The 15102-nt window shown below is 68.6% G+C and carries 17 protein-coding genes; all 17 read left to right on the forward strand.

Annotated elements, in window-relative coordinates:
* A partial coding sequence (locus ABD154_RS16805) for an AAA family ATPase (RefSeq protein WP_344251688.1) occupies positions 1 to 1242 on the forward strand: 1242 nt, incomplete at its 5' end.
* A gap of 165 nt (positions 1243 to 1407) precedes the next feature.
* The gene (locus ABD154_RS16810) at positions 1408 to 1809 is read left to right on the forward strand and encodes a hypothetical protein (protein WP_198499157.1); all 402 of its coding nucleotides are present in this window, start codon (positions 1408 to 1410) and stop codon (positions 1807 to 1809) included.
* A gap of 96 nt (positions 1810 to 1905) precedes the next feature.
* Positions 1906 to 3048: a signal recognition particle-docking protein FtsY gene (gene ftsY / locus ABD154_RS16815; RefSeq protein WP_344251689.1), complete on the forward strand. Its 1143-nt coding sequence runs from the start codon at positions 1906 to 1908 to the stop codon at positions 3046 to 3048.
* 185 nt (positions 3049 to 3233) lie between these two features.
* Entirely contained in the window at positions 3234 to 4454 is a 1221-nt protein-coding gene (locus tag ABD154_RS16820) for an ammonium transporter (RefSeq protein ID WP_344251690.1), read from the forward strand.
* 197 nt (positions 4455 to 4651) lie between these two features.
* The gene (ffh, locus tag ABD154_RS16825; protein ID WP_344251691.1) at positions 4652 to 6253 is read left to right on the forward strand and encodes a signal recognition particle protein; all 1602 of its coding nucleotides are present in this window, start codon (positions 4652 to 4654) and stop codon (positions 6251 to 6253) included.
* 155 nt (positions 6254 to 6408) lie between these two features.
* A complete protein-coding gene (gene rpsP, locus ABD154_RS16830) occupies positions 6409 to 6882 on the forward strand; it encodes a 30S ribosomal protein S16 (RefSeq protein ID WP_339392558.1) in 474 nt (157 codons plus the stop codon).
* A gap of 1 nt (position 6883) precedes the next feature.
* Positions 6884 to 7114, forward strand: coding sequence for an RNA-binding protein (locus ABD154_RS16835; RefSeq protein ID WP_009378338.1), 231 nt, complete (start codon positions 6884 to 6886; stop codon positions 7112 to 7114).
* 139 nt (positions 7115 to 7253) lie between these two features.
* On the forward strand, positions 7254 to 7754 hold the full coding sequence (rimM, locus tag ABD154_RS16840) for a ribosome maturation factor RimM (RefSeq protein ID WP_344251693.1): 501 nt from the start codon (positions 7254 to 7256) through the stop codon (positions 7752 to 7754).
* Positions 7755 to 7762: 8 nt separating this feature from the next.
* Positions 7763 to 8566, forward strand: a complete 804-nt coding sequence (gene trmD, locus ABD154_RS16845) for a tRNA (guanosine(37)-N1)-methyltransferase TrmD (RefSeq protein WP_344251694.1) — start codon at positions 7763 to 7765, stop codon at positions 8564 to 8566.
* Between the two features lie 172 nt (positions 8567 to 8738).
* Positions 8739 to 9080: a 50S ribosomal protein L19 gene (gene rplS, locus ABD154_RS16850; protein ID WP_137825202.1), complete on the forward strand. Its 342-nt coding sequence runs from the start codon at positions 8739 to 8741 to the stop codon at positions 9078 to 9080.
* A 28-nt stretch (positions 9081 to 9108) separates the two neighbouring features.
* Positions 9109 to 9732, forward strand: coding sequence for a signal peptidase I (gene lepB, locus ABD154_RS16855; RefSeq protein WP_344251695.1), 624 nt, complete (start codon positions 9109 to 9111; stop codon positions 9730 to 9732).
* 54 nt (positions 9733 to 9786) lie between these two features.
* The gene (gene lepB, locus ABD154_RS16860; RefSeq protein ID WP_344251696.1) at positions 9787 to 10488 is read left to right on the forward strand and encodes a signal peptidase I; all 702 of its coding nucleotides are present in this window, start codon (positions 9787 to 9789) and stop codon (positions 10486 to 10488) included.
* Positions 10488 to 11255 (forward strand): ribonuclease HII, encoded by a 768-nt coding sequence (locus ABD154_RS16865; RefSeq protein ID WP_344251697.1) that lies wholly within the window; start codon positions 10488 to 10490, stop codon positions 11253 to 11255. The genes lepB (ABD154_RS16860) and ABD154_RS16865 overlap by 1 nt, the downstream gene beginning before the upstream one ends.
* 30 nt (positions 11256 to 11285) lie before the next feature.
* Positions 11286 to 11603: a DUF2469 domain-containing protein gene (locus ABD154_RS16870; RefSeq protein WP_344251698.1), complete on the forward strand. Its 318-nt coding sequence runs from the start codon at positions 11286 to 11288 to the stop codon at positions 11601 to 11603.
* A gap of 192 nt (positions 11604 to 11795) precedes the next feature.
* Positions 11796 to 12182 carry a YraN family protein gene (locus tag ABD154_RS16875; protein ID WP_198499147.1) on the forward strand — a complete coding sequence of 129 codons (387 nt, stop codon included), beginning with the start codon at positions 11796 to 11798 and terminating at the stop codon, positions 12180 to 12182.
* Complete coding sequence (locus ABD154_RS16880; protein ID WP_344251699.1) at positions 12179 to 13843, forward strand: YifB family Mg chelatase-like AAA ATPase; 1665 nt, start codon at positions 12179 to 12181, stop codon at positions 13841 to 13843. The genes ABD154_RS16875 and ABD154_RS16880 overlap by 4 nt, the downstream gene beginning before the upstream one ends.
* Entirely contained in the window at positions 13840 to 15084 is a 1245-nt protein-coding gene (dprA, locus tag ABD154_RS16885) for a DNA-processing protein DprA (protein WP_344251700.1), read from the forward strand. Before ABD154_RS16880 ends, dprA begins: the two co-directional genes overlap by 4 nt.
* Positions 15085 to 15102 lie beyond the last annotated feature (18 nt).

The raw sequence follows: 15102 nt of genomic DNA on the forward strand, positions 1-15102 counted from the left end.
GCCGACGACGTCGACGAAGTCGTCGACACCTCCCAGCGCGACGAGCTCAGCCGCGCGGTCTCCGCGACCTCCGAGGACGTCATCGAGACCCGCATCGCCCACAAGGCGGCAACCGACCGCGCGCGGTTCCTCCGCGACCGCGTCGACTCCCTGCTCCGCCAGGCCGGCGCCGAGGAGGCCGCCCGGGAACAGGCCCAGCGGGCGATCGCGCGGAAGACGGCAGCGGCCGCCTCGGCGGGCATCATCGCCGAGATCGCCGAGGAGGCCGCCACCCTGGCAACGGACACGGTCGCCGAACTCGGCGAGACCATCACCGTCCTCGTCACCGAGAGAGGGGGCCTGCGGGAGGAGAAGAACCGCCTCGGCGAGGAGATCGGGTCGACCCGCACGGAGCTCGGCAGGCTCAAGGACGCCGCCGCGGAAGCGGAGCTCGCGAAGGAGCGGTACCGTCTCAAGCTCGAAGAGGTCGAGCACCGGGCCGAACAGGAGACGGGGCTCGGACTCGAACGCCTCATCGCCCAGTTCGGGCCCGACACCCCCGTGCCCGGGTTCGAGGAGGGGGAGGAGGAGCGGCCCTACGTCCGCGCCGACGTCGAGAAGCGGCACAGGGAGGCGACGAAGCAGCTCAACCGGATCGGCACCGTCAACCCCCTCGCGCTCGAGGAGTACGAAGCGCTCAAGGAGCGCCACCAGTTCCTCGAGAAGCAGATCGCCGACATCGAATCCTCCCGGAAGGACCTCATGCAGCTCGTCGAGGAGGTCGACCGGCACGTCGAACGCGTCTTCGCCGAGGCGTATGCGGACACGGCGCGGGAGTTCGAGGACATCTTCTCCCGTCTCTTCCCCGGCGGTGAGGGCAGTCTCAGCCTCACCGACCCCGACGACATGCTCACCACCGGCGTCGACGTCCACGCCCGACCCGCCGGCAAGAAGGTCAAGCGCCTCTCCCTGCTCTCCGGCGGGGAGCGTTCGCTCGTGGCCGTGGCGATGCTCGTCGCGATCTTCAAGGCCCGGCCGAGTCCCTTCTACGTCATGGACGAGGTCGAGGCCGCCCTCGACGACCTCAACCTCTCGCGCCTGCTCACGGTGTTCAGGGAGCTGCAGGATTCGAGCCAGCTCATCGTCATCACCCACCAGAAGCGGACGATGGAGATCGCCGACGCCCTCTACGGCGTGACGATGCACGGCGACGGCGTCTCGAAGGTGATCTCGCAGCGCATCCCCGCCCAGCCGGAGCAGTGACGCACAGCGGAGTCCCAGGGAATTCTCCACGAGCCACGCGACCCCGGATCACTCCCGACGTGGTCTGGGGCGATAGACTGGGCCGTTGAAGCAGCATTGTCGAAAATCTTTGAGGAGCGGGACGTCCATGGCCGAGTCGGCTGAAGCACGGGGTGACTGCCGGGCATGAATGCAGTTCTCGTCGTCATCGTCGGCCTCGCCATCTCCTTCGCTCTCGCTCTCGTCGTCGTCCTCCTCGTCGCCCTGCCCGGCCTCAAGGCCGAAGGGCGGCTGCGCTACTCCTCCGATGTGCAGCGCTTCCGGCTGCCCGGACAGTGGACGGGATACGACGACGAGGTCCACGAGTTCTTCGGCCATGACGACGGCACGTCCCACCTGGCCACCCGCGAACAGGCAGCCGTCACCGCGATCCGCGACCACTCCTATGTGCTCCGACCCCAGCCGCGCAGACACGCGGCGCCGTCGCTGCTCACCGTCAGGCCGCGCACCCGCCACTGGAAGATCCCGGACTCCGGAACCGGCTGGCGCACGACCGCGGGACTGCTCTTCGGCTCACGCGGCACCTGAGGCCCGCGCGCCCGACGCCGTGAGACCGACACAGCACTGACACCGCCGTGAGACGAACACGGCACACCGACAGCAGACCAAGGAGGACGTCCCGCAATGGACCAGCCGATCATCCTGCTCATCGTCGCAGCCATCGTCTTCATCCTCGTCGTGGCGCTGGGCATCAGCCTGCGCATCAACGCCCGACGCAAGGGCTTCGGCGAGGACCAGTCGATCGACGCCGACTTCACCGGCGAACTGACGATCGACGAGATCACCGAGGCCGTGGCCAAGGAGAAGGAGAAGGCGGCCGGCTCCGAAGTGCCGACCGAACCGGCCAGCCGCCTCGTCCGGCTGCGCGAGAGGCTCGCGAAGTCGAACTCCGGGCTCGGCCGCGGACTGCTCAACCTCCTCTCCCGCGACACACTCGACGAGGCGACCTGGGAGGAGATCGAGGACACCCTCATCCTCGCCGACGTCGGCGTCGAACCCACCTCCGAACTCGTCGACACCCTCCGCGAACGCGTCAAGGTGCTCGGCACCCGCGACCCCGACGAGGTTCGGGGGCTGCTGCGCGAGGAGCTCATCAAGCTCGTCGATCCGACGATGGACCGTGAGCTCGCCACCTCCGGCACCGCAGGAGATCCCGCCGTCATGCTCGTCGTCGGCGTCAACGGCGCCGGCAAGACGACGACCGTGGGCAAGATCGCCCGCGTCCTCGTCGCCGAGGACAAATCCGTCCTCCTCGGTGCCGCCGACACCTTCCGCGCCGCCGCCGCCGACCAGCTGACGACCTGGGGTTCACGCGTGGGCGTGGAGACCGTGCGCGGCGAAGAGGCCGCCGATCCCGCCTCGGTGGCCTACGCCGCCGTCGAGAAGGGCAAGGCGGAGAACGCCGACGTCGTCCTCATCGACACCGCCGGTCGCCTCCAGAACAAGGTCGGGCTGATGGACGAGCTGCGCAAGGTCAAGCGCGTGGCCACCCGCCCCCTCGGCGTGGGCCACGACATCGACGAGGTCCTCCTCGTCCTCGACGCGACGACCGGGCAGAACGGCATGCAGCAGGCCAAGGTGTTCGCCGAGGCGGTCGACATCTCCGGCATCGTGCTCACGAAGCTCGACGGCACTGCGAAGGGCGGCATCGTCATCGCCGTCCAGCGTGAGCTCGGGGTCCCGGTCAAGCTCATCGGCCTCGGCGAAGGTGCCGACGACCTCGCCCCGTTCACCGCCGAAGGGTTCGTCGACGCTCTCCTCGACTGAGCCATCCCGCCCGCTGAGACAGTCGAACGATCGGTCTCAGCGGGCTTCTCACTGCCTCTGACCAGGCATTCCGCCTCACCTGAGGCCCTCGTCACATTCTCGAAACATCGTCGAATCATTCCCGTGACCTCGTCCCTGAAGACTGGGCGCACCGGAACCGATTGAGACGATTGAGAGACAGAGACATGGAACTCGATGCAGTGAATGTGTGGATGATGGTCGCTGCGGGGCTCGTGCTGCTGATGACCCCCGGCGTGGCCTTCTTCTACGGAGGGATGACTCGGATCAGTTCGAGCATCAACATGATGATGATGGTCTTCTCGGCCATGGCCGTCGGGGCGCTGGTCTGGGTGCTCTACGGCTACGGCCTGAGCTCCGGCGACTCGATCGCCGGGATCGTCGGCAACCCGCTCAGCCAGCTCGGCCTCGCCGACGCCGTCGCCAACCAGCCGGAGACGCTGATCTCCATCGGCTACGGGTCGACGTTCGCGATGATCGCGATCGCCCTCATCGCCGGGGCCGTGGCCGACCGTGCGAAGTTCTCCACGTGGCTTGTCTTCTCCGCCGCCTGGGTCACCCTCGTCTACTGCCCGCTGGCCTTCATGGTCTGGGGTGACGGGATCCTGTCGGCCGACGGCGCGATCGGCAGCGTCTTCGGACCCGCGATCGACTTCGCCGGCGGCACCGTCGTCCACATCAACGCCGGCATCTCCGCCCTCGTCCTCGTCGTCGTCATGGGCCGCCGGGCACGCTTCTCCACCCCGCACAAGCCGCACAACATCCCCATCACCGTCCTGGGTGCCGCCCTCCTGTGGTTCGGCTGGTTCGGGTTCAACGGCGGAGCCGCCTCGACGATCGAGCAGGCCGGACTCATCTGGGTCAACACCCTCGTCGCCCCGGCCGCGGGCATGATCACGTGGATCACCATCGAACGCCTGCGGGCCTCACGCCCGAGCAGCATCGGCAGCGTCTCCGGACTCATCGCCGGCCTCGTCGCGATCACCCCTGCGTGTGCCGACGTCGAACCCTACGCCGCGATCCTCATCGGCATCGCCGCCGGCGCCGGAGCCTACTTCGCGGTCGTCGCGAAGAACCGTCTGCGCTACGACGACGCACTCGACGTCGTCGCCGTCCACCTCGTCGCCGGCATCATCGGCACCGTGATGATCGGATTCTTCGCCGTGCCCACCGCGGAGACGGCTACGGGACTCTTCTACGGCGGCGGACTCGAACTCCTCATCGCCCAGATCGTCGCCTGCATCGTCGCCATCGTCTACGCCGGAGCGGTGACCTTCGTCATCTCGCTCGTGCTGCGCAAGACCATGGGTCTGCGGATCGACCCGCGCGACGAACTCGACGGCATCGACAACGTCGAACACGCGGAGCGGGCCTACTCCTTCCGCTGACCCGATGCTCCCGCCTCGGCGCCGGTCGGTCTCGCCGGACTCCGAGGCGGGGGAGTACGCCGGAGTGCTCACAGGACGCCCCACCCGCGGTTCCAGCAGACGCCGCAGGTGGGGTGTTCTGGTGCCCGGCGGGGTTTCGGACCTCCCAGGGGGAGTTGTTAGGCTAGGGAGTCGACCAATCTGAAGAAGGCGTGCACGTGTTCAATTCCCTCTCCGACAGGCTCACCGCGACTTTCAAGAATCTGCGCGGCAAGGGCAGGCTCTCGGAAGCCGATGTCGATGCCACCATCCGCGAGATCCGTCGAGCCCTGCTCGACGCCGACGTGGCCCTGCCCGTCGTCCGCGCCTTCACCGGGCGGATCCGCGATCGGGCGCTGTCGGAGGAGGTCTCGGGGGCGCTCAACCCGGGCCAGCAGGTCGTCAAGATCGTCAACGAGGAACTCGTCGCCATCCTCGGCGGCCAGACCCGTCGCCTCACCTTCGCCAAGCGCCCGCCCACGGTCATCATGCTCGCCGGACTCCAGGGTGCGGGCAAGACGACGCTGGCCGGCAAGCTCGCCCACTGGCTGAAGTCCGAGGGCCACCGCCCGATGCTCGTCGCCGCCGACCTCCAGCGCCCCAACGCCGTGGGTCAGCTGCAGATCGTCGGTGAGCGGGCCGGTGCCGTCGTCTACGCCCCCGAATCCGGCAACGGCGTGGGCGATCCCGTCAAGGTCGCCACCGACGCGATCGAGGTCGCGAAGTCGAAGCTCCACGACGTCGTCATCGTCGACACCGCGGGTCGCCTGGGCATCGACGAAGAGCTCATGCAGCAGGCCGCGGACATCCGTGCCGCCGTCAACCCCGACGAGGTCCTCTTCGTCATCGACGCGATGATCGGTCAGGACGCCGTGAAGACCGCCGAGGCGTTCCTCGAAGGTGTCGACTTCACCGGTGTCGTGCTCTCGAAGCTCGACGGCGACTCCCGCGGCGGTGCCGCCCTCTCCGTCGCCGAGGTGACCGGCCGACCGATCATGTTCGCCTCCACCGGCGAATCGATGACCGACTTCGAACAGTTCCATCCCGACCGGATGGCCGACCGCATCCTCGACATGGGCGACATCCTCACGCTCATCGAGCAGGCGGAGAAGAACTTCGACGAGAAGGAGACCGCGAAGCTCCAGAAGAAGTTCGAGTCCGGCGAGGACTTCGACCTCAACGACTTCCTCACCCAGATGGCGGGCCTGCGGAAGATGGGCTCGATGAAGAAGATGCTCGGCATGATGCCGGGCATGAGCCAGTACAAGGATCAGATCGAGAACTTCGACGAGCGCGAGGTCGACCGGGTCGAGGCGATCGTGAGATCGATGACACCGTACGAGCGCAGCAACCCGAAGATCCTCAACGGCTCCCGGCGCGCCCGCATCGCCAAGGGTGCCGGCACCACCGTGACCGCGGTCAACCAGCTCATGGAGCGCTTCACGCAGGCGCAGAAGCTCATGCGCGGCATGGGCCGCGGCGGCGGCATGCCGGGCATGCCCGGGGCCGGCGGCATGCCGGGAATGGGCTCACTGCCTGGTGGGGGAGCCAACCGGAAGAAGAAGGCCGCGGGGAAGAAGAAGGGCCGCAAAGGCGGTCAGTCGGGCAACCCGGCCAAGCGCGCCGAGCAGGCGCAGGCCGTCCAGGACCGGAAGTCGGGCAAGGCGAAGGACCCGGTCGGTTCGGCCTTCGGCGGCGTCGACCTCGGCGGGGACGACGACTTCGATCTCGCGAAGCTGCCCAAGGGCTTCGGCGGGATGTTCCCAGGTGGAAAGAAGTAGCCCTTTCTGGCACAATGAACTCTTGTACTTTCGCCTCGGCGCGGGCCCTCTCTTCTGCCTCGAGTCGATAGTCCAGGTCGCAGACTCCGTCACGTCAACCCCACGACTGTGCGGTATCTCTGTGCAAACAGAACACAAAAGGAGACACCACTACAGTGGCAGTCAAGATTCGTCTGACCCGCATCGGCAAGGTCCATGCACCCTTCTACCGCGTCGTCGTCGCCGACTCGCGCACCCGTCGTGACGGTCGCGCGATCGAGCAGATCGGCATCTACCAGCCGCTGCGCGACCCCTCGGTCATCGAGATCGACTCGGAGCGTGCGCAGTATTGGCTCTCTGTCGGCGCGCAGCCGACCGATCAGGTCCGCAACCTGCTCAAGCTCACCGGCGACTGGCAGAAGTTCACCGGTGAGGGCGAAGCCGTCAGCACCGTGAAGCCGCAGCCGGAGAAGGAGGCCTTCGTGGCTCCGACCGCCGACTCGGTGATCAAGGAAGCCATCACGCAGAAGAGCTCGGGCAAGGCTGACGCCGCCGAGGTCGAAGCTGAGGACACCGCTGCCGACGACGTTGCCAAGGCCGTCGAGGCCGAGGACGCCGCTCAGGCCGAAGCCGCTGAGGACAACGCCTGACATGTTGGCAGATTCGCTCGAACATCTGGTCCGCGGCATCGTCGATCATCCCGACGACGTCGCAGTTCGGTCCCGGTCGTCCCAGCGTGGGACGACGCTCGAGGTCAGGGTTCACCCCGACGACCTCGGACGTGTCATCGGCCGCGCGGGTCGCACCGCGAAGGCCCTGCGCACCGTGATCAACTCCCTTGCCGGCCGTGAGTCGGTGCGGGTGGACCTCATCGAAGCGTAGATCTTCCACACACGAGGGGGACGTCGGCGGGCAGCCGACGTCCCCCTCGGGCATTCATCCGCGGCCGCGGAGCCCACGACTGCGGCGAACTACACTGAATGCTGATGAGAACGCATTCCCCCGACCACGAGGAGCACGCATGGACACGGTGATCGCCCGGCTGGGCAAGCCGCACGGGATCAGAGGCGAATTCACCGTCGAGGTGCGCACCGACCGCCCCGAGGAACGGCTCGTGCCCGGGATGACGTTCGCCACCGACCCCGACATCGGCGAACTCACGCTCAAGTCCGCGCGCTGGCACCGTGACCGTCTCCTCCTCACCTTCGACGAGGTGGCCGACCGCACCCGCGCCGAGGAGATCCGCAACACGCTCATCCTCAGCCCCCAGGACGACGAGGACGACGACGCCGAGGCGTGGTACCTCGATGACCTCATCGGACTGGCCGCGTTCGTCGGCGAGACGCAGGTCGGCGAGGTCGTCGACGTCACGAACGGCACCGCACAGGACCTCCTCCACATCAGGCACGTCGACGGACACGAGGTGCTCGTGCCCTTCGTCGCAGCGATCGTCCCCGACATCGACATCGAGGCCGGGCGCATCATGCTCACCCCGCCCGCCGGTCTCCTCGACGCGGAGTGAGCCTGCGCATGCGCATCGACGTCGTCTCGATCTTCCCCGACTACCTGGCCGGACTGCGGCTCTCCCTCATCGGCAAGGCGATCGAGCAGGGACTGCTCGGCCTGAGCGTCCACGACCTGCGCGACTTCACCTTCGACCGCCACAACACCGTCGACGACTCCCCGTACGGGGGAGGGGCCGGCATGGTGATGAAGGCCGAACCGTGGGCACTCGCCCTCGACCACATCCGGCAGGCCGGAGAGCCCGCGCCTGCGGACACGTCGGGCAGCCTCGGCGCGGGCCCGGCGAAGCCGATCCTCATCGTCCCGAGCCCCGCGGGGGAGGTCTTCGATCAGCGGATCGCCGAAGAGCTCAGTGCAGCTGAGCACCTCGTCTTCGCGTGCGGACGCTATGAGGGCATCGATCAGCGCGTGCTCGACTGGGCGCGGGAGGACTTCGAGGTGCGGCCGATGAGCATCGGCGACTACGTCCTCAACGGGGGCGAGGTCGCATCGATGGTGATGATCGAAGCCGTCAGCCGCCTCATCCCCGGCGTCATCGGCAACCCCGAGTCCCTGGCCGAGGAGAGCCACGAGGGCGGTCTCCTCGAGTACCCGATCTACACGAAGCCGGCGGTCTGGCGCGGTCACGCGGTGCCGGACATCCTGCTCAGCGGCAACCATGCGGCGATCGCCCGGTGGCGACGTGACCGACGTCTCGAACGCACCGCCGAGGTCAGGCCCGACCTGCTCGACGACCGTGACGATCTGAACGCCCGCGACCGCGAGGTCCTCGACCGGTTTGAGTCTTCCGACCCCGCCGTGACAGAATAGATCGTCGCGTTTGTTGGCATCCGCCTGCTTCAGGGGGTCGGATGTCCGCGCCGCCGGCCGGAATCCTCGGCCGACACCTGGGGAGCGATCCCGACAGACGATCCGAATACCGGTTCTCACCGGTCCTACATGCGTGTCCTCGACCTGGAGCAGAGGCCACAGGAGAAGCACAATGCAGAAGCTCGATGTTGTCGATGCAGCCTCGCTGAAGACCGACGTCCCCGATTTCCGCGCCGGTGACACCCTCAACGTCCACGTCCGCGTGGTCGAGGGCAACCGCTCGCGCATCCAGGTCTTCAAGGGTGTCGTCATCCGCCGTCAGGGCGACGGCGTCCGCGAGACCTTCACCGCCCGCAAGATCAGCTTCGGCGTCGGCGTCGAGCGCACCTTCCCGGTGCACTCGCCCATCGTCGAGCAGATCGAGGTCCTCTCCCGCGGCGACGTCCGCCGCGCGAAGCTGTACTACCTGCGCAACCTGCGCGGCAAGGCCGCTCGCATCCGCGAAAAGGCCTGAGCGCCCCAGCTGCCTGGCACCGGCGAACGTGAAGAACGCTGACGAGAACGCGACCTCCGGGTCGCGTTTTCGCGTCTCTGGCCGGATGTGGAGGATCGTCGGCATCATCGCCGTCGTCATCGTCATCCTCGGCGCCGCGGTGCGCGGATTCGTCGTCCAGCGCTTCACCATCCCCAGCGAATCGATGCAGCCGACCCTGACCGTCGGCGACACGATCACCGTGTGGCGCCCGGACGCGCTGACCGGCACGATCGAGCGCGGCGACATCGTCGTCTTCGACGGCCGCGGCTCCTTCATCGACGATCCGCTGCCGACCCCGCTGCAGAAGATCGGTTCCTGGGTGGGTGTCGGCAGTCGCGACGTCTACTATGTCAAACGCGTCATCGCCCTCGGCGGGGACACCCTCGAGTGCTGCGACGCCGAGGGCCGGCTCCTCCTCAACGGCGAACCCCTCACCGAGGACTACGCCCCGCTGCCCGCCTCACAGGTGCCGTTCTCCATCGCCGTGCCGGCCGACACGATGTGGGTGATGGGCGACAACCGCGACGACTCCACGGACTCGCGCGCGCTGCTCGGACGCCCCGGCGGCGGCTTCATCCCCCTCGACCGGGTCATCGGCCCCGTCATCGGGCACGGCTCGACGATCGACTGATACGCTCGTTCCAGCCAGCCCGCGCAGGTCGCGCACCGATGCGAAAGCGAACGAATGACCTCCGAACCACAGCCCTCCCCACGTGCGTCCAAAAAGCTCCTCCGCGGACTCCTCGAGACCCTGGTGATCATCGTCATCGCCCTCCTCATCTCCACGGCGCTCAAGACCTGGGTGGTTCGGTCCTTCTACATTCCCTCCGGATCGATGATGGAGACCCTCCAGATCGACGACCGGGTCCTCGTCAACCAGCTGGCGCCGAAGTTCGGTCCCGCCGACCGCGGCGACATCATCGTCTTCGACGACCCCGACGACTGGCTCTCGGGCTCCGAATCCTCCGGGTACGCACCCAACCCGTTCCTCGAGTTCATCGGCCTCGCACCCTCGGACGCAGGCAACCAGCTCATCAAACGCGTCATCGGCGTCGGCGGGGACACCGTCGAATGCTGCGATGCCGAGGGGCGGATCCTCGTCAACGGGTCACCGATCGACGAGACCTACCTGGCACCGGGCACGCAGCCCTCGGAGATGGAGTTCTCCGTCACCGTGCCCGAAGGCAGCTACTGGGTGATGGGCGACAACCGCGGCAATTCCGCAGACTCCCGGTACCACCTCGACGGACAGCCGTTCGTGCCTGCCGACAACGTCGTCGGCACCGTCTTCCTCATCAACTGGCCGCTGAGCAGCTTCGCTTGGGTGTCCAACCCCACGGACGTCTTCGCCGACGTCCCGGCGCCGCAGGGAATCACCGTCAACTGATGGCAGCACGCGGACTGCACGACGTCTCGGTGGAGAGGGCGCTGCTCGCCGAGGGATTCGACACCGTCATCGGCGTCGACGAGGTGGGGCGCGGGGCGCTGGCCGGTCCCGTGAGCGTGGGGGTCGCCGTGTTCTCGCTGACCGAGGTGTGCGGGAGTCCGGTGCCCGAGGGCATCCACGATTCGAAGCAGCTCGATGCCGTCTCCCGTGCTGCCGCCACCGCGCGGGTCCAGGACTGGGCGCAGGCGAGTGCGGTCGGGTCGACGCTGCCTGCGGAGATCGACGCACTCGGGATGACGCTCTCCCTCGGACTCGCCGCCAGGCGGGCCCTCGCACAGGTGCCGGGGCTTGTCGATGGGCAGGGGCTGATCGACGGGCAGGGGCGGACGATGGTCCTCCTCGACGGCAAGCACGACTGGCTCTCGGCCCCACTCACGCTCGACTGCCTGGGGATATTCGGCGCCTGCGCCGACATGGATCTGCCGCCGGTGCGCACGATCATCAAGGGCGACGGCAGCGTTCCGGTCATCGCGGCGGCGAGTATCGTGGCGAAGGTGGAGCGCGACGAAACGATGATCGGCCTCGCCGAGGCGCACCCGCAGTATGGTTGGGAGTCCAACGTCGGCTACGGCACCGCCGCCCACCGGCAGGCGATCGTCGACCACGGACCGAGCGTCCACCACCGCCGAAGCTTCCGCCTGCACGCCGTGCCACCGGCCGGTGCCGGGCGGGTTGCCCCTGATACTGACCCTGTCCCCGAGTCCTGACCCTGTCCCCGAGACGAAGAGAGGAACCCCGTGAGCGCAGACGATCTCGATGACTACGAGGCCCAGCTCGAACTCCAGCTCTACAAGGAGTACCGCGACGTCGTCGGCCTGTTCGCCTACGTCGTCGAGACGGAGAGGCGCTTCTACCTCGCCAACCACGTCGACCTCAAGGCCCACAACGACGCCGGCGACGTCTACTTCGAGCTGACCCTGCGCGACGCCTGGGTGTGGGACAGCTACCGGTCGGCCCGCTTCATCAAGATGGTCCACGTGCTCACGTTCAAGGACGTCAACATCGAGGAGATCGCGAAGTCCGACCTCGAACCCCTGACCTCGATCGGGCGGTGACCCCGCGCGGGGTGAGCCAGCGGCGGTGAGGTGAGCCTGCAGCAGTGAGGTGAGTCGTCTCCGACTAGCGTGCGGTCGAGGTGTGGACACCCGCTCACTCATGTGCCCTGGGCCTGTGGACGCCCACGCGTCGTCCACAGGCCGATTCTCTGCTCTTCCCTCGGCACGATCGAACGTGGTGCCGTGGTGGGCATGTCGGGAACGAGAGGGACAACGCGAGGCGAGAGGCAGATCGCCCTGGGCCGTGCCGGGGAGGACCTCGCCGTGGCGCGCCTCGAAGCCGAGGGCATGGTCATCCTCGCCCGCAACGTCCGCTGTGCCCGCGGTGAGATCGACATCATCGCCAGGGACGGGGCCGCCGTCGTCTTCGTCGAGGTCAAGACCCGCCGCACGATGAGGCAGGGGTCGCCACTCGAGGCGATCACGCCCGTGAAGCTGCGGAAGATCCGGATGCTCTCGGGACTGTGGCTGCGCGCCCAGACCGAATTCTTCCCAGCCGCCCGGATCGATGCGATCGGCATCGTCATGGAGCCGCGCGTCGTCCTCTCCCACCTGAAGAACGTGCAGGTCGACTCATGAGCGAGCCGCTGCCGGTGACCGGCGACGACGACTTCGACCCGGAACTCCCTGCCGAGGCCGACCCCTGGCTCGATGCCGCCGAGGAGGTCGGCCCTGCGCCCCCGCTCGTGGTGGCGACCCCGGAGACGACCATCGTCGGGCGGGCCTCGGCCGTGGCCCTGTGGGGACTGACCGGCAAGATCGTCTCGATCGAGGCCAGCGTGAGTGCCGGCCTGCCCGGCATCGACATCGTCGGACTGCCGGACACCTCGGTGAGCGAATCCCGGAAGCGGCTGCGAGCGGCGCTGGCCTTCCTCGGCACCCCGGTGGCCACCGAGCACCTGACGGTCAACCTCACTCCCGGTAGCGTCCCGAAGATCGGCACCGGATTCGACCTCGGCATCGCCGTGGCCGTGCTCCGGGCGCGCAGAACGATCACCTCACCCGATACGGAGCGGGTCATCCACTGCGGCGAGCTCGGACTCGACGGTCGGATCCGCCCGGTCAGCGGAGTGCTGCCGACCCTCCACAGCGGTCTGCTCGCCGGGTTCGACCGCTTCGTCGTGCCCGCCGGCAACGCGAGCGAAGCCGGCCTCATCAGCGGCATCGAGGTCATCCCGGTCTCCTCGCTCGCCGAACTCGTCAACCTCTACGGCGGTGCACTCACCGTGCCCGCGCTGCCGCCGGTCATCGACGCCGCCGGTCCCGCGGCCCACAGTCCCGACCTCCACGACCTCGCCGAGGTGCAGGGCCAGGAGGAAGCGCGCTTCGGCCTCGAAGTCGCCGCGGCCGGGGGCCACAACCTGCTCATGCGGGGCACGCCGGGAGCGGGCAAGACCCTGCTCGCCCAATGTCTGCCGGGAATCCTCCCGTCGCTGTCCGACGCCGAGGCCCTCGAGGTCGCCGCGATCCGGTCGCTGCGCGGGGAACTCACCGCCGGTGACGAACTCGACCACCGTCCCCCGTTCGAGGCGCCCCACCACCGGAGCACCGCCTCGGCGCTCGTCGGCGGACGCCGACCGGGAACCGTCGGGATCCTCAGCCGAGCCCACCGGGGAGTGCTCTTCATGGACGAGGCGCCGGAGTTCTCCCGGGACGTGCTCGAAGCGCTGCGCCAGCCGCTCGAGGCCCGGCAGGTCCACATCCACCGGGCGTGGGGGTCGATGGTGCTCCCGGCCGCGTTCCAACTCGTCATGGCCGCCAACCCGTGTCCGTGCGGCGCCGGGATGCCGGCCGGCGGCCAGGGCGCATGCCAGTGCACGCCGATGGACAAGCGCCGCTACCGCAACCGGCTGTCGGGTCCGCTCCTCGACCGCGTCGATCTGCAGCTCGAACTCTTCCCCGTCTCGCCTGCCGACCTCCGCCTCGGCGGGGACCAGGAGGCGAGCGCTGTCGTGGCCGACCGCGTGCACGCGGCCAGGCACGCCCAGGAGGCGCGCTATGCCGACTGTGCTTGGTCGCTCAACGCGAATGCGCCCGGTTCGTGGCTGCGCGACCACTTCGGCATGCGGCCCGAGGTGCTGCGCGGTCTCGATCGGGCGCTCGAGACCGGCCGGATCACGATGCGCGGCTACGACAGGGTGCTGCGCGTCGCGACGACGCTGACGGACCTCGCCGGTGCCGAGACTCCCGATGCCGACAGGATCGCCGTGGCTCTGGCGCTGCGGACGCAGGAGACGTGAGCGAGACGGAGGACGAGGTCATGGACGACGAACGGATCGAGGGCACGGCCAGCGAGTCGCGGCAGCGCAGCGCGCTCGCCGCCCTACTGCGGATCGGCGAACCCGGTGACGGGCTGCTCAGAGCCGTCGTGATCGCTGTCGGCCCGATCGCGGCCCTCGAGATCATCCGCGCCGTCGCTGCCGAACCCGTGAGCACCGGGGATGCCGCGGCCCACCTGAGCGCCGAAGTCGGGGAACCGGCCGCCGGCAGTCAGCTCGCCGAGGCGCTCGCCCGGTGGGCGGTGCGCTCCGCCGATGCCGACGGCGACCACGACCTCGAGGGAATGCTGCGCCTCGGCGGGCGACTCGTCATCCCGGGTGACGACGAGTGGCCGCGGTGTCTTGACGACCTCGGGCCGGCGGCGCCCCTGGCACTGTGGGTGCGGGGACAGGCCGGACTCGATGCGACGCTGCGCCGGGCCGTCGCCGTCGTCGGGGCGCGGGCGGCGAGCGGGTACGGGACGAAGTGCGCGTCCGACCTCGCGTGGGATCTCGGCGCCGAGGGGTTCACCGTCGTCTCCGGCGGTGCGTTCGGCATCGACGCGGCCGCCCACCGGGCGGCGATCGCCCGGGACGCCCCGACGATCGCCTTCATGGCCGGAGGCGTCGACCGGTTCTATCCGGCGGCGAACGCCGATCTCTTCACCCAGGTGCTCAATGGGGGAGCGATCGTCTCGGAGACCGCGCCCGGGATGACGCCGATGCGGCACCGCTTCCTCCTGCGCAACCGGCTCATCGCCGCGTCCGCCCTCGTCACCGTCATCGTCGAAGCCGGGTGGCGCAGCGGGGCGCTCAACACCGCCCGGCATGCGCTCGAGCTCTCCCGCGCCGTCGCCGCCTATCCGGGGTCGGTGTACTCGGCGTCATCGGCGGGAACGCATCGGCTCATCCGCCATCACGAGGCCGAACTCGTCACGACGGCCGCCGACGTCCTCGACCTCCTCGACGACGACGAACTGCCGCTCGATCTCGGACCCGACCCGGACGGCGGCTCACGCGGCGATGATCGGCTCGAGGACCTCAGCGAGCGGGAGAAGATCTGCCTGACCTCGCTGTCGGCGACGAAGGAACTCGACGTCGGGACGCTCGCCGCACGAGCCGGACTGACCGTCCAGGACACCCTCTCCGCGCTCGCCCTCCTCGAACTCGCAGGGCTCGGCAAGAGGCACGGCTCCGGCTGGATGAAAGTCCGAGGCGGCTGACCGCAGCCGGCTGCGAGT

It is taken from the genome of Brevibacterium sanguinis (assembly GCF_039528855.1).
Taxonomy (GTDB): Bacteria; Actinomycetota; Actinomycetes; order Actinomycetales; family Brevibacteriaceae; genus Brevibacterium; species Brevibacterium sanguinis.